General features: G+C 69.2%; 19 protein-coding genes and 5 pseudogenes. 17 read left to right on the top strand and 7 right to left on the bottom strand.

Annotated elements, in window-relative coordinates:
• Positions 1-81: 81 nt before the first annotated feature.
• Positions 82-231: a hypothetical protein gene (locus ACZ6ZT_RS32385; RefSeq protein WP_469723847.1), complete on the top strand. Its 150-nt coding sequence runs from the start codon at positions 82-84 to the stop codon at positions 229-231.
• Positions 232-362: 131 nt separating this feature from the next.
• Here the strand turns inward: ACZ6ZT_RS32385 and ACZ6ZT_RS32390 are convergent, their stop codons facing one another.
• On the bottom strand, positions 363-1,541 hold the full coding sequence (locus ACZ6ZT_RS32390; protein WP_469723849.1) for a Cmx/CmrA family chloramphenicol efflux MFS transporter: 1,179 nt from the start codon (positions 1,539-1,541) through the stop codon (positions 363-365).
• A 922-nt stretch (positions 1,542-2,463) separates the two neighbouring features.
• Between ACZ6ZT_RS32390 and ACZ6ZT_RS32395 the strand changes: the two genes are divergently transcribed.
• The 10 genes and pseudogenes from ACZ6ZT_RS32395 (at position 2,464) to ACZ6ZT_RS32440 (ending at position 9,998) form a co-directional block, all read left to right on the top strand.
• Complete coding sequence (locus tag ACZ6ZT_RS32395) at positions 2,464-2,961, top strand: hypothetical protein (protein ID WP_469723851.1); 498 nt, start codon at positions 2,464-2,466, stop codon at positions 2,959-2,961.
• 23 nt (positions 2,962-2,984) lie between these two features.
• A pseudogene (locus tag ACZ6ZT_RS32400) lies at positions 2,985-3,152 on the top strand (dihydrofolate reductase family protein); the annotation flags it as partial.
• 600 nt (positions 3,153-3,752) lie between these two features.
• The gene (locus tag ACZ6ZT_RS32405; protein WP_469723852.1) at positions 3,753-4,556 is read left to right on the top strand and encodes an alpha/beta fold hydrolase; all 804 of its coding nucleotides are present in this window, start codon (positions 3,753-3,755) and stop codon (positions 4,554-4,556) included.
• Entirely contained in the window at positions 4,556-5,836 is a 1,281-nt protein-coding gene (locus ACZ6ZT_RS32410; RefSeq protein WP_469723854.1) for a PP2C family protein-serine/threonine phosphatase, read from the top strand. The genes ACZ6ZT_RS32405 and ACZ6ZT_RS32410 overlap by 1 nt, the downstream gene beginning before the upstream one ends.
• Positions 5,833-6,186, top strand: coding sequence for an STAS domain-containing protein (locus ACZ6ZT_RS32415; RefSeq protein ID WP_469723856.1), 354 nt, complete (start codon positions 5,833-5,835; stop codon positions 6,184-6,186). The genes ACZ6ZT_RS32410 and ACZ6ZT_RS32415 overlap by 4 nt, the downstream gene beginning before the upstream one ends.
• Before the next feature lie 443 nt (positions 6,187-6,629).
• A complete protein-coding gene (locus ACZ6ZT_RS32420; protein ID WP_037792689.1) occupies positions 6,630-6,791 on the top strand; it encodes a hypothetical protein in 162 nt (53 codons plus the stop codon).
• A 109-nt stretch (positions 6,792-6,900) separates the two neighbouring features.
• A pseudogene (locus tag ACZ6ZT_RS32425) lies at positions 6,901-7,089 on the top strand (hypothetical protein); the annotation flags it as partial.
• A 569-nt stretch (positions 7,090-7,658) separates the two neighbouring features.
• A complete protein-coding gene (locus ACZ6ZT_RS32430) occupies positions 7,659-8,363 on the top strand; it encodes a cyclodityrosine synthase (RefSeq protein WP_469723858.1) in 705 nt (234 codons plus the stop codon).
• Entirely contained in the window at positions 8,360-9,580 is a 1,221-nt protein-coding gene (locus ACZ6ZT_RS32435) for a cytochrome P450 (RefSeq protein WP_469723859.1), read from the top strand. Before ACZ6ZT_RS32430 ends, ACZ6ZT_RS32435 begins: the two co-directional genes overlap by 4 nt.
• Before the next feature lie 271 nt (positions 9,581-9,851).
• A complete protein-coding gene (locus ACZ6ZT_RS32440; protein ID WP_469723860.1) occupies positions 9,852-9,998 on the top strand; it encodes a hypothetical protein in 147 nt (48 codons plus the stop codon).
• A gap of 419 nt (positions 9,999-10,417) precedes the next feature.
• Here the strand turns inward: ACZ6ZT_RS32440 and ACZ6ZT_RS32445 are convergent, their stop codons facing one another.
• The 3 genes and pseudogenes from ACZ6ZT_RS32445 to ACZ6ZT_RS32455 all read right to left on the bottom strand — a co-directional run.
• Positions 10,418-10,969: an EF-hand domain-containing protein gene (locus ACZ6ZT_RS32445; RefSeq protein ID WP_469723862.1), complete on the bottom strand. Its 552-nt coding sequence runs from the start codon at positions 10,967-10,969 to the stop codon at positions 10,418-10,420.
• 136 nt (positions 10,970-11,105) lie between these two features.
• Positions 11,106-13,403 carry a molybdopterin-dependent oxidoreductase gene (locus ACZ6ZT_RS32450; RefSeq protein WP_469723864.1) on the bottom strand — a complete coding sequence of 766 codons (2,298 nt, stop codon included), beginning with the start codon at positions 13,401-13,403 and terminating at the stop codon, positions 11,106-11,108.
• Between the two features lie 624 nt (positions 13,404-14,027).
• A pseudogene (locus ACZ6ZT_RS32455) lies at positions 14,028-14,440 on the bottom strand (transposase family protein); the annotation flags it as partial.
• Positions 14,441-14,446: 6 nt separating this feature from the next.
• On the opposite strand from ACZ6ZT_RS32455, the pseudogene ACZ6ZT_RS32460 reads away from it, so the two are divergent.
• The 3 genes and pseudogenes from ACZ6ZT_RS32460 to ACZ6ZT_RS32470 all read left to right on the top strand — a co-directional run.
• A pseudogene (locus ACZ6ZT_RS32460) lies at positions 14,447-14,547 on the top strand (IS5/IS1182 family transposase); the annotation flags it as partial.
• 230 nt (positions 14,548-14,777) lie between these two features.
• Positions 14,778-15,563, top strand: a complete 786-nt coding sequence (locus tag ACZ6ZT_RS32465) for an alpha/beta fold hydrolase (RefSeq protein ID WP_469723883.1) — start codon at positions 14,778-14,780, stop codon at positions 15,561-15,563.
• A gap of 5 nt (positions 15,564-15,568) precedes the next feature.
• Positions 15,569-16,339 (top strand): MerR family transcriptional regulator, encoded by a 771-nt coding sequence (locus tag ACZ6ZT_RS32470; RefSeq protein ID WP_469723865.1) that lies wholly within the window; start codon positions 15,569-15,571, stop codon positions 16,337-16,339.
• A gap of 887 nt (positions 16,340-17,226) precedes the next feature.
• Here the strand turns inward: ACZ6ZT_RS32470 and ACZ6ZT_RS32475 are convergent.
• The 3 genes and pseudogenes from ACZ6ZT_RS32475 to ACZ6ZT_RS32485 form a co-directional block, all read right to left on the bottom strand.
• A pseudogene (locus ACZ6ZT_RS32475) lies at positions 17,227-17,639 on the bottom strand (dihydrofolate reductase family protein); the annotation flags it as partial.
• Positions 17,640-17,729: 90 nt separating this feature from the next.
• Positions 17,730-18,749, bottom strand: a complete 1,020-nt coding sequence (locus tag ACZ6ZT_RS32480) for an aldo/keto reductase (RefSeq protein WP_469723866.1) — start codon at positions 18,747-18,749, stop codon at positions 17,730-17,732.
• Positions 18,750-18,786: 37 nt separating this feature from the next.
• Positions 18,787-19,683 carry a helix-turn-helix transcriptional regulator gene (locus ACZ6ZT_RS32485; RefSeq protein ID WP_469723868.1) on the bottom strand — a complete coding sequence of 299 codons (897 nt, stop codon included), beginning with the start codon at positions 19,681-19,683 and terminating at the stop codon, positions 18,787-18,789.
• Positions 19,684-20,178: 495 nt separating this feature from the next.
• Here ACZ6ZT_RS32485 and ACZ6ZT_RS32490 point away from each other — a divergent pair, with 495 nt between their 5' ends.
• The 3 genes from ACZ6ZT_RS32490 (at position 20,179) to ACZ6ZT_RS32500 (ending at position 22,406) form a co-directional block, all read left to right on the top strand.
• On the top strand, positions 20,179-20,502 hold the full coding sequence (locus tag ACZ6ZT_RS32490; RefSeq protein ID WP_469723869.1) for a DUF2255 family protein: 324 nt from the start codon (positions 20,179-20,181) through the stop codon (positions 20,500-20,502).
• 69 nt (positions 20,503-20,571) lie between these two features.
• A complete protein-coding gene (locus ACZ6ZT_RS32495; RefSeq protein WP_469723871.1) occupies positions 20,572-21,609 on the top strand; it encodes an alcohol dehydrogenase catalytic domain-containing protein in 1,038 nt (345 codons plus the stop codon).
• Positions 21,606-22,406, top strand: coding sequence for a carboxymuconolactone decarboxylase family protein (locus tag ACZ6ZT_RS32500; protein WP_469723872.1), 801 nt, complete (start codon positions 21,606-21,608; stop codon positions 22,404-22,406). The genes ACZ6ZT_RS32495 and ACZ6ZT_RS32500 overlap by 4 nt, the downstream gene beginning before the upstream one ends.
• Positions 22,407-22,460: the final 54 nt, after the last annotated feature.

Consider the following 22,460-nt stretch of genomic DNA (forward strand, 5'->3'; position numbering starts at 1 on the left):
GGATCGACGACCTCCTCAAAGCCGCCGACTGATCGCAACCTCACACAGGCCCTAGTCCGGCCGGGCATCGGGGAGTAAGAGGTGAGTATGGGGGCGACCGAGCGGTCCATGGAGGCCGAGGAACGCCTGAGGGAGATCGGCGCGGCCTACCTCCAGGACAACGCTGCCCGGCGGCAGAAAGATGACCCGACCGAAGAACTCCCGGACGCCCCCGTTCCCGAGGACTCCTGAACCCGTCGAGCCACGGACCGGGAGGCAGAACTCGCTCAGTCCCGCGGTTTCACGACAGTGGAGTGAGAGACAGCGAGGGTCTCTGCGTTGACACAGGTCAGCGTCGGTTGCTCAAGAGCGCAGCGCATGCGTCAGTGAAGTACCTCGTTGCTCCGACCAGTCACGAGCACACGGCGGAGGGGGAACGCGACAAGTAGCGCGACCAGGACGAGGAGCCCACTTGCCCAGAGCGGGCCGAGGTCCCCGACCGCAGTGCCGAGGGTGGTCGCGGCGATGAGGGGCCCGACGGCGGCGCCGACGTTGAGTGCCGCCGTCGCGTATGAGCCCGCCATGGTGGGGGCTCCGGCAGCCTCGTAGAGGACCCGCGCGATCAGGGTGCTGCCCAGCGCGAACGACAGTGCGCCCTGTATGAACACGAGGGTGAGCAGAGCGATCGGCTCTTCCGCCAGCACAGCCAGGGCCGGCCAGCCGATGAGCAGCAGCGGACCGCCGACTGCGATGACCAGACCGGGATACTGGTCGGACAGCCGTCCAGCGAGGGTGACACCGACAAAGGAACCGGCGCCGAAGAGCACCAGAACGACTGAGATCCACAGCTTGCCCAGCCCGGCGGCACCGGCCACGACGGGGGCAAGAAAGGTGAAGCTTCCGAAGGTTGACGCGTTCACCAGGGCGCCGAGCAGCATCACCAGGATCAACCGCGGGCTCTTGAGCTGTGCGAGCTCCGATCGCAGGGCCGGCCCGCCAGTCGCGTCTTCCTTTGCAGGTCGCGCTGGGATTCCCTTGAGGATGGCGAGAGCTGCGGGCAGGCAGAGAGCGGCGACGGCCCAGAACGTGGCCCGCCAGCCGAGCAACGTGCCGAGGACCGATCCTCCTGGGACCCCGGCGATCGTGGCCACCGTCGTGCCTGACAGCAGCACGGCCAGCGCACGTCCCTTCTTACCGGGGGAGACCAGCGTGGCGGCGGTCGTCAGCGCTACGGCTAGGAACCCTGCGTTCGCGAGCGCGGCGACGACCCGGGTCGTGAGCAGAACCGGGAAGCTCGTGGTGATGGCGCTCGCGGCGTGAGCTGCCGAGAACATGAGGACGAACCCGAGAAGACTGGTTCGTCCGGGCCAGTTGCGAGCGAGCCCGGCCACGAGTGGGGCACCGACGATCATTCCGATCGCGAAGGCCGAGGTGAGCATGCCTGCTGTCCCGACTGTGATGTCGAGGTCGGAGGCGATGTCTGGCAGAAGCCCGGCGAGCATGAATTCGGAGGTGCCCATGGCGAAGATCGCCATGGCAAGGAGATACAGCGGGAGAGGCATCGAATGGCTCCGAGGTGAGGAGAGGTATGAGAAGACGTCTCGTCACCGCGGTCAGCACCCAAGGGCACGCTCGTCCGGCCGCAGAACACGGCGGGACGACAGGACTACGAACTCAGTGGTTCAGGGAGCTGACGGCGTGACCGAAAGCCCCCACCTTGGCTGCCTCAGGGCTCGACATGGTCCGCACGTTACCCGAGCGATGCCCCTCGAGGCACCGTGGTTTCACAGGCGTCGGCCCATGTCACCGTGTCATGTCCCGCAATGCCGGCGGCCTCCTTGTCCTTGATTCGGGCAGCGAGGCACTCAGCCCAGTCACGTCGGGCATAGGCGACGACCCAGCGGTGTGCGGTGTGGCGGTGAATCCCGCTCACGTCGGCGAGGATCGGGCTGGGGAGATCAGGAACCTGCCCGTGCGGGGGGGCGTATGTCGCCCTGTCCTGGCCGGTTTGACTGCGGGGCGGGCGCCCACCACCCCGGGACGGCGTCATCCGCCACGGTCTGCCCCACACCGCCGCCGGGGAGGACTGCGGATGCGTACGGCATGACTGTGGGGACCTGGCGCCGGTGTCGTGGTGCCGGAGCACGGGGCGGCCGCCGAACCGGTGGTGGAGTGGCATTCCGGCGCCGGGATCCGCTGTGAGGGCCTGGCGCGCAGCCGTGCCAGGGGCGGCCGTCTGACCCGCCGCACTGGCCACGCCCCAGCCCGAATTCCGCCGCCGCGAATGATGGCGGCGGGATGGGCGAGCGCCTGGCCCGCGAGGACGTCCGCGCCCCCCGGGGGACGTGCCTTCGTGCCCGAGCGCGATGGCCGGCGCCGTCACCGCCCGACTGCGCGCTGTCACGACTACGCCCGCCGCCGCGACACTGCCACCTGCCCCTTGCGCGGCGCCACCGTCACCGACATGCAGGTGCTCATGCGCCGTTGCGCGAGCGAGGGCCCCGCGCGAACGGGGTCCGGTTCGCGGTCGGGACGATGGTGTTCGACCGCGACCGCCAGGCGCGCGGCGAGGTCGTGAGACTGTACCCGTCCCTGCTGGTGGTGCGCTTGGCGGACACGGGCGGGTTTCGGTGGATCGCCCGCACCGACCTCTGCACCCCCACCGGCGCCCGTATGCGTCAGCCGGCCGAACGAAGCCCGGGGCGCACCCCGCCGGGCACGTTCCCGGTCGACAGCCCGCTCCGTGAACTCCCGGTGCACTACCACGTCCTGACTGGTAGCCACCTCTTCGAGATCGCCGATCTCCGCTACCGGCACGGCGCCACCCGCACCCTCATCCTGCACTCGGGCGCGGTCTGGGTGGCGAAGCGTACGCTCCGCGTCTACCGCCCTGACGCGGCCGAGCGGCGGCCGCTGTCAGTGGACGGCTCCCTGCCTGGTCCGGCGTGGGTCCCGCTTCGCCGGCGCGATCGGATCCGGTAGTCGAGACCGCTGGTCGTGGAAGGGACGCCGGCCTGATCGACCGCTACCACCTGCTCGTCTTCCCGCTCCTGCTCGGTGCGGGCAAGCGCCTGTTCAGCACCACGGACAAGGAAACCCAGAAGCTGAAGCTGGTTGAGCACGAGGCGTACGCCAACGGCCTGCAGAAGAACGTGTTCGACGTCGTCCGCTGACACGACTCCCGCCCCCACCGGCCGCCGTGTCATCGCACACGGCACCGGGCGAAGGGTCCGCTCGGTGGACAGCGGGTCACCGGGCGGACCAGATGAAGGTGCCTGCGTTGTGGAGTCAGGTCAGGTGAACGGTGACGGTCTTCGTGGTCAGCCCGTCGCGGGACGTCCGATGGCATGGTCGCCGGGCTCTCCGGCCGGCGCCGCTCTCTGCGGGCTCCGGCCCCGTGCTGGTGCGCGCGCACGATCGTGAAGTGCACCCAGCTCATCCAGTCCAGGACCTCGTCGGCGTGAGCCTGCCCTGGCGGTGGGTGCGGGATCCTCGCTGTTGACACGGCCGCAGGCCGCAGGCCGGATCAGGGGGCGGGGGAGGGTGGGCCGGGCACCGCGCAGCGTGGCCACGGCCGCCTTCCTGCTGGTGGCCGACGCCGGCTCCGGCAGCGTCACCGTCGTCGATATCGCGGAGAGACGAGGAGGAGCGGATCGCGGTGGGCCGGGAGCCCGGCCAGATCGCCGTCACCCACGACGGGCAGTGCGCCCCGTAAAGCACCAGCCTGCCAGGCCCGCGTTGTGGGTCGGCTGGGGAGTGGGAGACTGGCGGGTATGGATATCCGTCGCAGGAACAACGTGACCATCACCGGCCGTGCGGACGGGCCGGTGCTCCTTCTGGCGCACGGGTTCGGCTGCGATCAGAACATGTGGCGTCTTGTCGTACCGACGCTGGCGGAAAGCTACCGGCTGGTGCTCTTCGACTACGTGGGCTCGGGCCGGGCGAACCCACAGGCCTGGGACGAGCGGCGTTACAGCTCGCTCGATGGCTACGCCCAGGACGTGCTGGAGATCTGCGAGGAACTGGATCTGCGGGAGGTGACGTTCGTTGGGCACTCGGTCAGCGCGATGGTGGGGGTGCTCGCCGCGGCCAGAGCGCCGGAGCGTATCGCCCAGCTGGTGATGGTTGCTCCCTCGCCCTGCTACATCGACGACGACGGCTACCGGGGCGGGTTCAGTGCCGAGGACATCGACGAGCTGCTGGAGTCGCTGGAATCGAACTACCTGGGCTGGTCGGCGGCGATGGCCCCGGTGATCATGGGCAACGACGACCGGCCCGAACTCGGTCAGGAACTGACCGCCTCCTTCTGCGCGACCGACCCCGACATGGCCCGCATCTTCGCCCGTACGACGTTCCTGTCCGACAGCCGCAAGGACCTCAAGACGGTGACCGTGCCGACGCTGGTCCTGGAGTGCCGGCAGGACGTGATCGCTCCCCGCGAAGTCGGAGCCTACGTCCGTGACGCGATCCCCGGCAGCCGGCTGGTCACCCTGGAGGCGACAGGGCACTGTCCGCAGCTGAGCGCACCGCAGGCTACAGCCGCAGCGATCGTCGACTTCGTCGGAGCCGCCTGGTGATGTGCCGCACCGGCCATGCACCGGACCCGGGCGAAGAGGAGGACGTGGACGCCACGGACGCGGTGTTCACCTCGCTGCTGGAGGACAGCGCCGAGGAACTGTACGAACAGGCTCCGTGCGGGTACCTGTCGACGCTGATGGACGGCACCATCGCGAAGATCAACGCCACGCTGCTGGAGTGGCTGGGTCTGGAGCGGTCCCGCGTGGTGGGGCGTATGCGCTTCACGGACCTGCTGACCGTGGGCGGCAAGCTCTACCACGAGACACACTTCGCCCCGCTGCTGCAGATGACAGGCGAAGCCAGCGGCATCGCCATGGACATCAAGGGCGCTACCGGACGGATGCCGGTACTGGTCACCTCGAAGGTGAAGACCAGCGAGAACGGCGAGCCGCTGCTGATCCGCACCACCGTCTTCGACGCCCGTGACCGCCGCGCCTACGAAACCGAGCTCCTGCGCAGCCGCAAGGCGGCCGAGGAAGCCCGCCGGCAGGCCGAGACCGACCGCGCACGCCTCCAAGAAGCACTCGCCGTCCTCCAGCAGAGCCTGCTGCCCGCCCAGCTCCCCGCCATCCCGGGTCTGGAAGCCGCCTCCTACTACCACACGGCCTCCCCGGATCTGCTGGGCGGAGACTTCTACGACCTCTTCCCCCTGGACACCGGCCGCTGGGCGTTCTTCCTCGGCGACGTCTGCGGAAAAGGCCCCCAGGCCGCTACGGTCACCTCCCTCGCCCGCTACACCCTGCGCGCCGCCGCCCTGCACGACCCCGACCCGGTCACCGTGCTCACCACCCTGAACACGGTGCTGCACGATCGGTACACCAGCGGCGAAGGCCGCTACTGCACCGCCATATTCGGGATCCTCGAACCCGACGACGGCCACGTCCGCGTGCACCTCGCCTCCGGCGGCCACCCGTCCGCCCTGATCCAGCGCGCCGACGGCACCGCCCAGTTCCTGCCCACCCCCGGCGGCCTGCTCATCGGAGTCCTGCCCCAGGCCCCCTTCACCGCCGCCCGCACCCGGCTGTTCCCCGGCGACACCCTGCTCCTGTACACCGACGGCCTGACCGAAGCCCGCACCGGACCAGGCCGCGCACTGTACGGCGACGAAGCCCTGCACACCTTCACCGCCGCCCAGCCCGCACGGGGACCCCAGGCCCTGATCACCGCCCTGACCGCCCTGCTCGCCTCCTTCGGCGACGGACTCGACGACGACACCGCCCTGCTCGCCCTCGGCATACCGGCCTCGCGTCCCACGACCCCGAGTGACAACCCGACATGAACCCACTGACGATCACCACCCGCAACGCCGCCACCGGCCCCGTACTCCAGATCACCGGTGACCTCGACTACGAGACCGCACCCACACTGCGTACCGCCGTGGACGGCCTCCCCCTTGCGACAGGGACACTGCTGGTCCTCGACCTGTCCGCACTGAACTTCTGCGACTCCAGCGGCATCAGCGCCCTGCTGTCGGCCAGAAGCCTCGCCACCGAACAAGGCGGCGACCTCGCCCTCGCCGCGGTCCCCCCCAACACCGCCCGCATCCTGCGCATCGTCGGCCTGGACCAGGTCTTCACCATCCACCCGGACGCCACGACAGCCACCGACCACCATCCCCTGACAGGCTGAGCCTCGCCCCGCAGATCGCGTCGGCCAGCCTGCTGCCGCCGCGCACAGTACTGCCGGAGGCGGGGGCACACCCTCAGCCTACGCACGCCCCCGCCAGGCCGATTCCACCGAAGCACGACGCCTGTCAAAGGCAGCCCGCGCCGCCGAGCACACCAGGCGGCGACGGGCAAGAGAGCGCGATGACCTGGCAGACAAAGTTCAGGTCAGCCAGCCCCCCCTCGCCGAACTGTGACCCGGGGCGGGCCCGACTTCCGACGGCAGGCACCGGCTGCCCGGACCGCTCGCGCTCCCGGGTGGCGGCTTCCAGGCCGCGCCGCCAGCCGTACGGGTAGCTCATGACCGGGGCGGATTCGCCTGCCCGCCTGCGCGGATAAGAAACCCGTAAATGTCAGGCGCATGCGCAGGTGCTGGCGGGGCATGCGGTGCTTCGGAGGTTGATAACTATGGTTCCCCTGCTTCTCGTTCTTCTGCTCGCTCTGATCCTTTTCGGTGCCGGTTTCGCGGTGAAGATCCTCTGGTGGGTCGCCATCGCGGTGCTGGTCCTGTGGCTGATCGGTTTCGTCGCCCGCCCCAAGGGCGGCAGCGGCCGCTGGTACCGCTGGTAGCACCGGCACCAGATGGCAGGAATGGGCGTTGGTCCACCCCCACGCGGGGGCGGACCAACGCCCATTCCCGTCCTGATGCTGCGCCTGCTGCACACCGGCCGCCTGGTCCGCCCTCCTGAACGCGATGACCGCGGTACACCGCTCCGGGGCGACCCCGGCCGACTACGCGCGAGCGGGCCGGGCGGGACGGGCGCCGTGTGGGCGGGAGCCGACCGACCGCAGCCGGCTGTCCGCACGGCACCTTGTTCGGCACCTCGGAAGGCGTGTTTGTTTGACTGGCGCATCAGGAACGAGCTGAATCCCGCCGCGACACGTAGTGCAGAGAAGGACGAAGGCCCGCAGCCGGGACACCACCGAAGCGGTGATCGGCGCGATCACGGGCGCCCTGGCCCGACCGCACTCCTCCTCCTCGACGGGTATGACGCTGCGGGCCGGCTGCGCGCGGTTGGCCGCACGGTCCCGCTGCGCCCGGACGTCTCCCGCCGCCAGGAGGGGGAGCACCTGGCGGTCGCCGGGCCGGGTTACCCGTGGGCCGGGGTGCGGTTCGCGTGGGTCTCCCGCGACGTCTTAGACGCGACCCTGGTCCGCCCCGTGCTGGTCGCCGAGATCAGCGCCGATGGTGCCGTGGACCGGGGCGCCTTCCGCCACCCCCAGCACGAAGCCGGGCAACCGCCACGTGAACACCACTGGCTCGGTGTCTCAAACCCCGCTTCATGGGTGACAACCACCGCTGCCGAAGGCGCCTTCGCGTAAAACCCGGAGTAACTGTGGGTACCCATACTCTGCGTCTAGAGTGACGGGATCGCGGCGTCACACCGAGGGGCACGGGGCCCGGTCGGCAGCAGCACGCGGTGGAGGACCACAGGTGTGATCACAGCAGTCCCGTCGATGGCCGGCATGTTCCAGGTGAAGCCCTTCACGCGCCACTGCGAGGTCATCCATGACGAGGGCGCGCACGCCGTCATCGGCGTCTCGCCCGGCAACAGCTACTTCTCCGCCCGGCGCCTGCACGACCTGGCCGCCTGGGGCCTGGGCCACTACGAACGGGTCGACTTCGTCTACACCGACCTCCACGTGGCCGAGATGTACCAGGCACGCGGGTACGACCCCGACGAGGCCCGCAGAAAGGCGGTCAAGAACCTGCGGAGCGTCCGGGCGAAAGTCCGTGACGCCGTAACGACGGCGGATCCGGGACAGACGCGATTGCGCTGGCGTCCCATGTCCGACTTCCGGGCCAACACCGCCTACCAGGAGATCCACCGTCAGCTGACGCGCCGGCTGGAGACGGACACCGACCTCCGCGGGGCCTGCGACGACATGGTGAGCCGGTTCCTGAGCGCGCGGGGGCAGGAACCCACCGAGCGGCAGCGCGCCGTGTGCCTGGAGTACGTGTGCGCCGAGGCGCCATTGTTCCTCGACACCCCCGCGATCATCGACGTGTCGTCCTCGCTCAACTGCTACCACCAACTCCTGCCGCTCGCAGAACTGCTCTACGCCCGCGGCGCCGGCCTGCGCGCCTCCCGCAACCAGGGTCACGCCATCGTCACCCCCGCCGAAGGAGCCCCCGCATGAGCACGACGACCCACACCGGGCTCCCGGCCGCCGGCAGCCACGACCTGCTCGACTTCCCGTTCTCCCGGGACGGCACCCGGCTCCCCGCCGGGCTGGCGCAGCTGCGCGCGGCCACGCCGGTGCGGCGGGTGCGCACGATCGCCGGCGACGAGGCCTGGCTGGTGTCCTCGTACCGGCTGTGCAAGCAGGTCCTGACGGACGAGCGGTTCTCGCTGAAGGACACCTCGGCACCGGGCGTGCCCCGCCAGTACGCCCTGACGATCCCGCCCGAGGTCGTCAACAACATGGGCAACATCACCGGCGCCGGGCTGCGCCGGGCGGTGATGAAGGCACTGAACCCGAAGGTGCCGGGGCTGGTGCGGTGGCTGCGCCAAGAGGCGGAGCGGCTCGTCGACGGGCTCGTCCAGGACGGCCCCACGGCCGACCTGCGCGGCGCGTTCTGCGAGCCGTACTCCGCAGGCCTGCACTGTCGCATCCTCGGCATCCCGCAGAGCGAGGGCCGCACGTTCCTGCGCAGCCTGGACATCGCGTTCATGAACTCGGCCTGTCCGATCGCCGGCGCGAAGATCAACTGGGACCGTGACATCGCCCGCATGACCGTCCTGCTGGACGACCCCGCCACCTCCGGCCTGATGGGGGAACTCGCCGCCCTGCGCCAGGACCCGGACTACGCGCACCTGACCGACGAGATGCTGGCCACCGTGGGCGTCACCATGTTCGGCGCCGGTACCGTCTCCACCTCCGGCTTCCTCACCATGGCCCTGATCCACCTCCTCACCCATCGCGACGCCTGGGACCTGATGCGAGACCGCCGCGACCTGGTCGAGGCGGGCGTGGAGGAACTGCTACGGGTGAACCTGTCCATCGGAGACGCCCTGCCCCGGATCGCACTCGCCGACGTGCGGCTCGGGGACGTCGACGTCGAGCAGGGGGAGTTGGTCCTGGTGCTGGTCGAGGGCGCGAACTTCGACCCCGGGGCCTTCCCCGACCCGCACCGCTTCGCCCTGGACCGCACCAACGCCGCCGACCACCTCTCCTTCGGTAGCGGTTCCCACTACTGCCCCGCCACCGCACTCGGACGCCTTCACGCCCGGGTCGCTCTGGAGACCCTGCTGGAGCGGCTGCCGGACCTCGAACTCGCCGCCCCCGTCGGTCAACTGGTCTGGCGGACGGGTTTCATGAAGCGGATTCCCGAACGGCTCCCGGTGATGTGGTAGCCGAGGCCGGCAGACCCCGACCCCGGCGGGCGACCCTGCCCCGCCGACTGGGGGCTGGCAGGTGCCCGCCCGGCTGCCCTCGCGGCACGCGGGCGACAGTAGGCTGACAGCCCCTGGAGGGCCGCCGGTTCCCGCGACCCGGTGAAGGAGTTCCGCCCGTGGCCCACACGGTCGCCGAAGGGCAGTTGTACCGGGACCTCGCCCCCGACAGTGCTGGGAGGACGCGGATCCTGGCGAGGCTGGCTGCCCGTGCGGGATCGAGGAGTTCGAGATGGCAGTCGCGTTCTCGTTCGCCGGCGATGGATCGGTCCACTGGGTGACGGTTGGGTTGCGGTGCCGGAAGGACGGCGCGGTGGGTGTCTATGCCGACTGGAAGGTCGACTACGGCCCGGCGGACCACTTCCTGACCATGGTCTAAGCCTGTGGAGCGACCGCCCGAACGGGTCGAAGACCTCACCCGGCGCGACTTCCTCCCCGTCGCCGGCCGCTGCCGACTGCCCGTCCTTGTTCGTCAACGGCGTCGGCGACCCCCTCTTCCGCGCCCAGGAGAAGGAGTTCGTCGCAGCCGTCCGCGCCGACGGCGGATACGCCCGCCTTTCCACGGCCGCGGCCCGCACGGTATCTCCATCAGCGACCCCGCCGCCTTCACCAGGACGCAGGAGCGCGGCAACCGGCTCCTCGCCGACATACGCCCCGAAGCCTTCGCGCGGCCCGCCACGTAGGTGGTCAAGCGGTACGCCGAGCGGCGTCAGACACCGCCTGGCCCGTCCCCACGCCGCACGCCCACACCAGCAGTGGTGTGGGCGTGCGTGGCTCTGGCCGAATCCAGGATGGTGGTCAGCCGGCGATCCTGCCGAACAGGTGGTTGGCGGGGGCGTGCGGGTCGTTGCCGTAGAAGAACTCCGTGACGGCTCGGTGGAATTCGGCGCGGTCCAGCGCACCGGAGCCGTCCCGGTCCAAAGCGGTGAAGACCGCGCCGCAGTCTTCGCCGGGAACGCCGGCGACTGAGTCGAACATCTGCTGGAATTCCGCCTGGTCGATCTTGCCGTCTCCGTTGAGGTCGACGAGGTCGAAGAAGCAGTCGGTCACCGGCGCGATCTGTTCCGGGTACAGGGCAGGGTCGGTCAGGACCCGCCTGAACCCTTCGGTCATCTCCCGCAGGTCGACCTTCCCATCACCGTCCTGTTCCATAGGGGCGATCACGTTCGTCCAGAACTCATCCATCCCGTCGGTGAGCAGGCGGGCGGTCGCGGAGTCCGGCGCTGCGCCGCGGGCGGAGATGTGGCGTTCGCTCATCATCCGGACATCTCGCTGGGTGATGAACCCGTCACCGTCGACATCGGCGCCCCGGAACCACTGGGCGTACTTGCGTTCTTGAAGTGCAGTCACGACTGCGCAACGTAATCGTGCGATCACGCGAACGCAAACGGGCAGGTGGATGGCTTGTCGGTGCCCAGAGCCAACCTGCTCCGCGTTCGATGATGGCGTGCGCCGAGACGGGTGGAAGAGGCGGAGGGTTTTCGCCTCAATGTTCGAGGTTCGGCGTCGTGAAGGCGCGTACGTCCGGAAGAGGCTCGTCATAAACCTCCACGTCGACCAGCGCACTGTGCGCACTCGGTCCTTGGGACAGGCGCGAGCATGGCCGGTCCCCCGTGAGGACGTTCGGATTGCCGTGGCGGTCCAGTGTTCCGCTCAGACCCGGCTGGACCGGGTCCCACCACGCTCCCGTGGACAGTTGTACGACACCTGGCATGACGTCGTCCGACAGGACGGCGCCCGCAAGACAGCTCCCGCGATCGTTGTGGACGCGCACGATCATGCCGCGCTCTATTCCACGCGACGACGCGTCCAACGGGTTGATCGTCACGGGCTCACGGCCCCGGATCTTCGAGCTGACGCTGTGGCCGCCGTTGTCGTACTGGCTGTGCAGACGTGAGGCAGGCTGATTCGAGATCAAGTGCAGCGGAAACCGGGCCGCCAGATCGGCGCCAAGCCACTCCACCGGTTCAAACCACATCGGATGCCCGGCACAGTCGGCGTAGCCGAACGAGTCGATCTCCTCGGAGAAGATCTCGATCCGGCCCGACGGTGTCGGCAGGGGGGAACGCCGCGGATCCGAGCGCAGGTCCTCGAAACTGCCGGGAAACGGTCCGGTCAACGCCGGCAGCTCCGCGGTGGAGCTGCGCCAGAAGTCGTCGAAGCACGGCAGACCGGCATCGCCGCCGAGCTCGGCCCTCGTCTGCTCGTACAGGTGCCGGACCCATTCGGTCTCGGAGCGCGACTCCGTGAACTCCTGCCCGTATCCGAGCCGGGAAGCCAAGGCGGCGAAGATCTGGTGATCAGTGCGCGATTCGCCCGCCGGCTCGCGGACCTTCGGCATCGCGACGAGGTGGGGGTCCGAAAACCCGGCGGCGAAGTCGTCGCGCTCCAAGCTGGTGGCGAGGGGGAGGACGATGTCCGCGAACTTGGCCGTGGTGTTCCACCAGGCTTCGTGAACGACGACCGTGTCCGGGGTCTGCCAGGCTCGGCTCAACCGGTGCAGGTCCTGATGGTGGTGGAACGGGTTCCCTCCGCACCAGTAGATCAGGCGAAGCTCGGGCAACGTGAGGCGCTGGCCGTCATAGTCGATGGTCCGGCCCGGATGCAGCAGGGTGTCGGCGATCCTTGCAACGGGAATGAAATCCGGAACAGGGTTGGAAACCGCCGGTACCGCCGCCACGGGAGAGCGGCCCCTGGCGACACCGGTGGCGTCCATGGTCGCGTAACCCGCGCCCCACCCGCAGCCGGGCCGACCCATCGAACCTGCCATGGCGGCCAGCACGACAGACATCCAGATCGGTTGTTCGCCGTGGTCTGCCCGCTGTACCGCGTAGTTCACCATGATGAGAGAGCGCTGGGTGGTGAGACGACGAGCGAGGTCGTTGATCGCCTCGCGGCTGATGCCCGTGATCCCCGCTGCCCAGGCCGCGTCCTTCCGGACGCCATCGTGCTCGCCGACCAGGTAGGCGGCGAAGCGGTCGAAGCCGACGCAGCACCGGCGAAGGAAGTCCTCATCGTGCCAGCCGTTGACCAGCATCGTGTGTGCGATGCCGAGCATGAGGGCGGTGTCGGTATTGGGGATGACGGGCAGCCACTCGGCGTCGAGGAAACTGGCGACGTCGCTGCGGATGGGGCTGACGTTCACGAACCGCACCCCGGCCTCACGGCACCGGCGCTGGAGGTTCTGCGTCTGGTGCCTGGCCAGCCCACCAGGATTGATCTGGCTGTTCTTGAGGGCCAGCCCTCCAAACGCCACCACAAGCTCACAGTTCTCGGCGATCTCGTTCCACATCGGCATCCGGGACTGATAGCTCCACGGATGCCCGCCGATCACATGGGGGAGAATGACCTCCAATGCTGCGGTGCTGTACGTATTGCGGGAGTCGGTGTATCCGCCACCCAACGCCAGGAAGCGGTGGAGTTGAGCCTGTGCGTTGTGAAACACACCGGCACTCGCCCATCCATAGGATCCGCCGAACACCGCGCTGTCTCCGTGCTGTGCACGTATTCGACGAAGTTCATCGCTCACCAGGGTGATCGCGTCGTCCCAACTCACCTCCACGAAGGCGTCCGCGCCCCTGGCCGTGTCGTGGGCACGCGGCAGGCCATGCAGCCAGCCCTTGCGCACCGCGGGGCGCAACACGCGAGCGCTGTCGTCAGCGGCAGCCACCATTCCGGGACCGATAGGCGACGGCACGGTGTCATCGCCTCTCGGCTCAATTCTCACCAACCGGCCGGAATCGACCACGGCGATATAACTACCCCAGTGCGTCGCAACCGACATTCGTCGTTCCACCAAGCACCAACTCCGCCTCTCATGTTTCCCCTGATCTCGGACATCGGTGCCTACCGCACAGGGCTCCACTTCAGTCCATGGACTTGCGCGGGACGGAGGCTTCCCCGCTGGTCTGTCGCCCAACCCCTCTGACGGTTCTCCGCACTGGGGCATCAGGGCCTCGTCGGGGGAGCCGGGGCCGCCGCGGCCCGGTCGGTGGCCGTACCGCAGCGCCCGGCCACGCCGAGCTTCACGATCACCGGCTCCGCCTCATCCTCGACCGTGATCTCCTCGCCGTGAGCGCGGGGGACCGGCCGGTGGGCGCCTTCCCGCTCTACCCGCTGCGTGAGGGCTTCCAGACCCCGCTGGAACGCCTGCTGCGCCTTGCTCAGCCCCTTCGCCCCACGACTAGGCCGCAGGGGCGGGGAAAGACGCCTGGTCGGGCCGTACATCCAGCGATCAGCCGCGCCGGAGTCGGCGCCCGCCTCCTGGCCTGGATCGGCGACGACCGGACCCGTTCACCCGGGCGCGCACACCGTGAATCACCACCCGGTTACGGGATCGGGAGGGGCAGCCAAAGGGTGTTGCAGAAGGTCCTTTTCGGGCAGGCCTGGGTGGTGTCTGGCCTGGTGTTCACCCTGCCATGGCGACGTTGTGCATGGTGGCGGCGGCCTGGACGGCGTGCTGGAGGCCGTCGCCCTCCTGACGGCAGTCGCGGAGGAACTTCCAGTTCTTCCTGCGGGCGACGGTGTGCTCGACGCGGGCTCGGACCCTTCGGTGTTCGGCGTTGTCTTCCTCCCGCCCGCGCAGGACGGGACGTCCAGGCCTTCTGCGATGCGGAACGATCAAGCCGGTGCCGAGGTAGGCGCCGTCCGGGATCACCGTCGTCCCGGCCGCCGCGGCGGGCAGCTCCGTCTCCCGCCAGACGTGGCCGTCGGCCTGTTGCCCGGTGCCGGCCGGGCCAAGGCGACGACCAGGCGACTGTCCGCGTCGATGATGACCTGCACGTTCGCCGGGAACCGGTAGTTCCTTGACGAGGCGGCGACCACTGGCTCAAGCAGTGGCGCGCCCGGCCACACGAACTGACAAGCGCGCCATCGCCTACCAGGCGGCACTCCATCTCGCCGGCCTCCTCATCTGGACCCGACGCTAACCAAGTGCCGCGGACAAGGGCTTGAGGAGTCATGCAGAAGGCGCCGACGGTGCGGGCGGCGTTCAGGGCCAGGAATAGCGGGTTGCGATCCCCGGTCGCCGTTACAGGGTTGACCTTGCCCTAAGGTCAAGGTCCAGGCTGAACCCATGACGAACTCGAACGCGAACGCAGTCTCGGACCCGGCTTCCAGCTCGGCTTCCTGCGTTGGCTCCCTCCCGGCGTGGGCCGGCATGGTGCCGGTGGAGGATACCGCTCTGGCCGTCACCGACACCGGTGGGCCCGGTCGGCCTGTGGTCTACCTCAACGGCTCCTATGCCACGCAGAGGAACTGGCGGCCCGTGATCGCCGAGCTCGGCGGGTCCTGGCGGCACATCACCTACGACGAGCGGGCCCGCGGTCGTTCGAAGAAGTCCTCCGACTACTCCTTCGAGGCCTGCGTGCGGGACATCGACGCCGTCCTGGAGGCCAGGGAGGCGCAGCGGCCCGTGCTGGTGGGCTGGTCTTACGGAGCGGCCCTCGCGTTGCACTGGGCCACCCGCAACCCCGGCCGGGTCGCCGGCGTGGTCATGGTCGACGGCGGTTATCCGTGGGACTACCTCGCCACCGTCGAAGGCGGCCGGGAGGCCGGCAAGGATGAGATCCGGCGGCTGTTCAAGAAGTTCGCCTGGACCATGCCGTTGACTCGCAGGCTTGGCCTGGCCGCCCGGATGAGCGCCGAACAGCACGCCGACATCAACATCGAATTGAACGAGATCGTCGCCGCCGCTGGTCCCGCCTTCGACCGGGTCACCTTTCCTATGCGCTTCGTTGTTGCCTCCGGCGCCAGCCTCGGCAGTACGGAAGAAGGCCACACCGCGATGTGCGCCACCCTCGACCCGGTCCTCGCCCGCAACCCCAACGTGCGGGTCAGCGCAACGGTCCCGAGCAATCACTCGACGGTGGTGCGCAAGGACTTCCGCGCCATCGCGCAAGCGGTACGCGAAGTTGCCGCCCTGGACCAGCACCGCGTTGACTGACCGCCATGACCCAGGGCATCACCATCGGCCAGGCTGCGACGTTCGCCGGCGTCACCGCGAAGACCATCCGCCACTACCACCTGCACGGGCTGATCGACGAACCCAGCCGCGACAGCTCCGGCTACCGCCGCTACGGATCGAACGACCTGCTGCGCCTGGTACAAGTCCGCACGCTCGCGGAAGCCGGCATACCGCTGGCCGAGATCCCGGACATCCTCGACGCCGAACCGGACGTCTTCACCGCGGCCCTCGTCGACGTGGAGCGGCGCCTGACCGAACGCATCGACGATCTGACCAGGCGGCGCGAACTGCTGCACCGGCTCGCGCACGGCGACCGCGTCCTGCTCCCCGAGCATGCCTGCGCGCTGCTGGAAAGGCTTCCCGGCCTCGGTTTCACGCCGGACGACGTCGCGACGGCCCGCGAAGCCCTCGTCCTGGTCAGAGCCCTGGCTCCGGAAAGCCTCGACGACTATGTGGCGCAGATAGAGCACGGCCTCAACGATCCCCGGTACGTGTCCTTGATGAAGCTCAACATGCGAGCCGGTGACCTGGAACCCGACGACCCGAAGGTGGAGGAAATCGCCACCGCCATCGCCGAACACTTCATCGCCGACCCGTCGCTGCTGCCCGCCCTGACGGCTTTGAACGCCCGCGCCGACGGTGCGCTCAGACGCGAACTGCTCAGTCACCACGCCGAGGACCGCAAACCGGCCTGGGCCCGCATGACCACCCTGATCGAGGCGAAGCTACGCGCAGCCGGCATCGGCACCGGTTAGTACTCCGGTGCGAGTTCGTGATCCATGCGCTTTCTGATCCCGCGCGACTGCGGCATGGTCGGCACCTGGGGATGGGTCCACGCCCCGCTCCGATGAGGAGGTGCCGGAACCTTCGCCGGGCGAGGTCTATACGGAGGCGGAGGATGCCGCCTGCCGCCCGCCTGTCTCAAGACGTCCTTGCGCAGACCGGCCGCATCAGTCCGCAGAGCAGGCCTCAGGCAGATTCCCAGGTGAACACGGGCCGTCCGCGCGGTGTCGAGTCGTTGTCGGGTGGCGGTGTGCGGTGCGGGTGCTGAGGGACCAGGCATTGGAACTCGGCAGGTCGTTGTCCGGGCTGTGCTGACGGGCTGACGGATGCCGTGGTACGGGGGAGGTTCCAGTGCTGCGGTGGGTGTGGTTTCCGGCCGTGCGTGTGGCGGGTTCAGGCCGGATGTGATCCGGTTTTGGCCGGGGCTTGGAGCGGGCGGGATGGTGACCCCGGGGCTCGTTCGTGTCCGGCCGGGTATCGGGGATGAGAGGTGGCTATGGGGGCGATGGAGGCCGAGGAGCGCCTGAGGGAGATCGGTGTCGCCTATCTTCGGGACATCGCAGCCCGGCGCCGGCAGGATGACGCGCGCGAGGAACTCCCCGACACCCCTGAATCTGAGGGCCCCTGACTCTGTCGGGCGCCGGTGGTGGGGCGGGGGTTGCCGCCATGAATTTCGTCGGTTTTGCCGACCGGGGAGCTCGTGTACCGGCTCTGAACTGCGGCGATTCATGGACCACACGTTCGCGACGACGGTGTGCGGTCGTCGCCGTGACCCGTTGCGGGGCTCGCGGAATGGCCCGTCCACCGGGACGGTGGACGGGCCATGTCCGCGGCAGACGTCCCCGAGCGAGCCCTCGTGTCACTTTCGCCAGAACACGTTGTGCGTCACGCCACGCGGGCTGGGTACGACTTCCAGGTGAAACCGGTCGAGCAGCTCATCGGGTGACTCCCAGAGCCGTAGTCCGGACCCCAGCTTCACCGGTGAGGCCGCCACACGCATGGTGTCGACGAGGTCGGCGTCGAGGAACTGCCGGATGGTGGTGACTCCGCCGCCGAGGCGGACGTCCTTGCCCTGCGCCGCCTCCCGCGCCTGCTCCAGGACCGTGGCGGGGTCACCGTCGACGAAGTGGAACGTGGTGTCGCAGAGCGTGAACGAAGGACGCTTGTGGTGGGTCACACCGGGGTGCGGAACGGAGGCCTGTCACCCCACCAGCCGCGCCATTCATCGTCGTGCCCGGGCCCGCGCTGAGGCCCGAACTGGTTCCGGCCCATGTCCGTGAAAGCAGGGCCAGAGCGCTGAAAGCGGCCGAGAAGCTGCGTGGTATCCGCTACACGTCCCCGACGGCGGCTGCGTACGGTCAGTCAGCGGCGTCGCTGGTCGGGGCGGAGTTCGTAGTCGCCGTAGCTGTCGTCGGCGGGGTTGACCGTGACGCCGGGAGCCACGATCTCGTCGATGCGGTCGAGTACGTCGGCGGGGAGCGTGACGTCCGCAGCAGGCAGGAAGGCCTCCAGCTGTTCCATGGTGCGCGGGCCGATGATGGCCGAGGTGACGCCGGGGTGGTTGATCACGAAGGCGACAGCCAGCTCGATCAGGGTCAGGCCGCTCTTGTCGGCCAGGACCGCGAGCTGTTCGACGGCGTCGAGTTTGCGCTGGTTGGCCGGCGTGGCCATGTCGAAGCGGGCTGGGGGGCGGGCGGCCGAGGCGGGCCCGGATGAGGCGTCCTTGCGGTAGCGGCCGGACAACCAGCCGCCGGCGAGCGGGCTGTAGGTCAGCGTGCCCATGCCGTGGCGGCGCACGGTGGGCAGCACGTGCTCCTCGATGCCGCGGACCAGGATCGAGTACGGGGGCTGTTCGGTGACGAAGCGTTCCAGGTGGCGTTCGCGGGAGGCCCACTGGGCTTCGACGATCTGGGAGCCGGAGTAGGAGGAGGAGCCGAGGTAGCGGATCTTGCCCTGGTGTACGAGGTCGGACAGGGCGCCGAGGGTCTCGGCGATGTCGGTGTCGGGGCTGGGGCGGTGCACCTGGTAGAGGTCGATGTGGTCCGTGCCGAGCCGCCGCAGGGAGTTCTCGACCTCGCGGATGATCCAGTGCCTGGATCCCCCGCGCTGGTTGGGATCGTCCTGGTTCATCGGCATGAAGAACTTGGTGGCCAGGAACACGTTGTCGCGGCGGCCGTTGAGAGCTTTGCCGACGATCTCTTCCGAGACGCCGGCGGAGTACACGTCCGCGGTGTCGACGAAGTTGATGCCCGAGTCCAGGGCCCGGTGGATGATCCGGATGGAGTCGGCCTCGTCCTCGTTGCCCCAGGGGCCGAACATCATCGCTCCCAGGCAGAGCGGGCTGACCCGCACGCCGGTGCGGCCGAGTGGACGGTAGCGCATGAAGTGGTGCTCCTTGGCGAGTGAGGGATGGTCGGGTTCAGCCGCTCGGGGAGGGAACGACGGTGCCGGTGCCCGCCCAGCTGGCAAGGAGGCTGATGGCCTCCTGGTCGTGCGAGTCCGGTTCGGGCGTGTAGACGTTGATGCGCAGGCCGGGGTCGGCGGGCAGGTCCATCGCCTCGTAGGGCAGGGCGAGGTCGCCGACCAGCGGATGGTGGAGATGCTTGACGCCCGAGCGGTGGAATTTCACGTCGTGGCGCGCCCACAGGCGGGCGAAGTCATCGCTCTTTGTGCTGAGTTCGCCGATCAGGTCGGTCAGCGCCTTGTCGTGGGGCGCCCGCCCCGTCTCGGTGCGCAGGAAGGCGACCGAGTCGTCGGCGGCCTTGTCCCAGTCGGTCCAGAAGCCGAGGCTTGCCGGGTCAAGGAAGAGGAAGCGGGCGGTGTTGACCGGGCCGCGCTGGGCGAACAGGGGTGAGTCGAAGACCGGCGCGTACAGGGCTCGTCCGAGGGTGTTCGCGGCCAGGATGTCGAAGCGTCCGTTGCGGACGTACGCGGGAACGCCGTGCATCGAATCGAGCATGCGCAGGATGGTGGGCCGTACGCGTGAGGCGGTCACGGTGGGCCGCCGTCCGGAGGGGGTGGCCGCGCGGGCGAGATCGTAGAGGTGAGCGCGTTCGGCCTCGTTGAGCTGCAGGGCGTGTGCGAGGGATTCGAGTACCGCGTCCGAGGCGCCGCTGAGGTTTCCGCGCTCCAGGCGGATGTAGTAGTCCACGCTCATGCCCGCGAGCAGGGCGACTTCCTCGCGGCGAAGTCCCGCAACGCGGCGATTGCCGCCGTATACCGGCAGGCCGGCCTGCTCGGGGGTGATGCGTGCCCGCCGGGTGCTGAGGAATTCGCGGACTGCGGCGGCCACGTTCTCCTTGTCGATGCCGGCCATGGTTAGATCCTGCCCTTCGCATGCGGCGATCCGGGCACTGGTTTCCCGGGGGATCGCCGCATCAGTGCCGGCCGGAAGCCCGGGGCCATGGCGCCTCCTGCTGACCGCGTCACATCTGTAGGTCTTCCCACCGTAAATCCGCTGACGGGCGCAGTGGGAGGTACTGCCGTTACCTGGAAGAGCAGTGACTCCCACACCGGGAGCCCAGCGTGTTCGATGGAAACGGCCGGGACGGGAAGGCGACAGGCGAAAAACCGCCTGGGCGCAGCTCCGGCCCGACGCCTCCAGCCTCAGCGGTGAGAGCTTCCACTCGGGGCCACCGGAGCCGGGCGGCGCGCACATCGCCTCCAGCAGGGTTTCGGCCCGCCGCGTATGGGCGAGCCGCTACGGGGCCGGAGCGATGGCGCGGTAGCTCTGTGGAGTCGGCTGCGGACAGTGTGCACACCGCCTGGAGCTTCAGCGTCGCGGAAGACGATGCGAATGCGGGGAGTGATCATGGCGGAATGGGATGACAGCGAGCTGGCCGCTATCGGCGCGGCCCAGGAGCTGGACCTGCGCTCGGAACGGGCGGAGGGTTCGTTGCGGGAGCCGGTGACGATGTGGGTGGTCCGGGCGGGCGGGTACCTGTACGTGCGATCGGTCAAGGGCACCACCGGACCCTGGTACCGCGGTACCCAGACACGGCACCAGGGCAGCGTCGAAGCTGGCGGTGTAAGGGGGCACGTCAGCTTCCGCGAGACCGATCCCGGTGAATACCCGCAGGTGGCCGCGCATCCCCGACGGCCCGCTCCGCCCCGGCTGGGGCTTCGACCGCACTGAACCACTCCACGTGCGCGTGCGCGGCCCTGCCGTGGCACGCCGACACCATCCTCTCGAAAGGCAAGTTTGATGCGCGCGACTTTCATGTACGGACCCGGCGACGTCCGGGTGGAAACCGTCCCCGACCCCGGCATCGTGGAACCCACGGACGCGGTCGTCCGGATCACGCTCGCCTGCGTCTGCGGTTCGGACCTGCACCCCTACCACTCCATGGACAAATCCGACGAGGGCGTGCCGATGGGGCACGAGTTCCTCGGCATCGTGGAGGAGACCGGCTCCGAGGTGCGGGGCCTGCGGCGCGGTGACTTCGTGGTCTCCCCGTTCGCGTACGCGGACAACACCTGCCCGATCTGCCGGGACGGCTTCCAGACGGCCTGTCCGCACGGCGGCTGGTACGGCGCCGGCGGGGTCGGGGGCGCGCAGGCCGAGGCCGTCCGCGTACCCCAGGCCGACGGCACTCTCGTGAAGATCCCCACGGACGTCGACACCGCGCTGCTGCCGTCGCTGCTGGCGCTGAGCGACGTCTACCTCACCGGCTACCACGCCGCCCACATGGGCCGGGTCGAGCCCGGCAAAACCGTGACGGTGATCGGCGACGGAGCCGTGGGCCTGTCCGCGGTGCTGGCCTCCCGCCGCATGGGCGCCGAGAAGATCATCCTCATGGGCCGGCACACCTCCCGCACCGACCTCGGCATGGAGTGGGGCGCCACCGACGTCGTCGCCGAACGCGGCGAGGAAGGCATCGCCAAGGTCATGGACCTGACCGGCGGCGAGGGCTCCCATGTCGTGCTTGAAGCCGTCGGCCTGATGCCCGCCTACGAGCAGGCATACGGCATCGTGCGGCCCGGCGGAATCATCTCCCGCGTCGGCGTCCCCCAGTACGAGGAGGCGCCGGTCGGCTTCGGGTCGCTGTTCGGCAAGAACGCCCAGCTCGCCGGCGGCCCCGCCCCGGTCCGCGCCTATCTCGAACCCGCGATCGCCGATGTCCTCGCCGGCCGGATCGAACCCGGCCGCGTCTTCGACGCCGAGGTCGGCCTAAACCAGGTCGCCGACGCCTACCAGGCCATGGACGACCGAAGCCGCCTGAAGGTGATGGTGCGCCCATGAGCGTCCGCAAGCCCAATGCCACCGCCAGCGCCGTGCACGAGCGGCTCTTCCCCGGTCACGTCTCCACGCTCGCGGTCACCGACCCGGAGCTGATCGAGTACTTCGACAACTTCGCCTTCGACGAAGTCCTGCACCACACCGGCGAGGTCGACGAGCGGACCCGGCTGATGACACAGCTCGCCGCGATGATCGCCGTCGGCGCCCTCGCCGAGTACCAGGTGATGCTCGGCGCCGCTCTCACCGTCGGCGTGACGCCGGTGGAGGCGAAGGAGATCGTCTACCAGGCCGTGCCGTACGCCGGGATGGCCCGCGTCTTTGACTTCCTGCACGCCACCAACGACGCCCTGTCCAAACACGGCGTCGAACTGCCGCTGGAAGGCCAGTCCACCACCACTCCCCAGACCCGGGCCGAGGAGGGCCTGGCGGCGCAGAAGCGGATCGTCGGCGACCAGGCGGTAGACGCCATGTACGCCGGCGCCCCCGCCGACGAGCAGCACATTCAGCGGTTCCTCAGCGGAAACTGCTTCGGCGACCACTACACCCGCACCGGTATCGACGTGCCCGTACGCGAGCTGCTCACCTTCGCGATGCTCGCCGCACTGGGCGGCGCCGACGCCCAGGTGAGAGGCCACGTCACGGCCAACCTCAACGTCGGCAACACCCGCGCCACCCTGCTCGCCGTCCTGACCGGCCTGCTGCCTTTCATCGGCTACCCCCGCACCCTGGGCGCTCTGGCCGCCGTCGACGCCATCTCGCCGGCCGACGACGCCCCGGCAGCGAACAGAGACCAGGCATGAGGTCACGCACCTGGTTCGTCACCGGCGTCAGCGGCGGCTTCGGGCACATCCTGA

This window comes from Streptomyces sp. NPDC102258 (assembly GCF_055584685.1).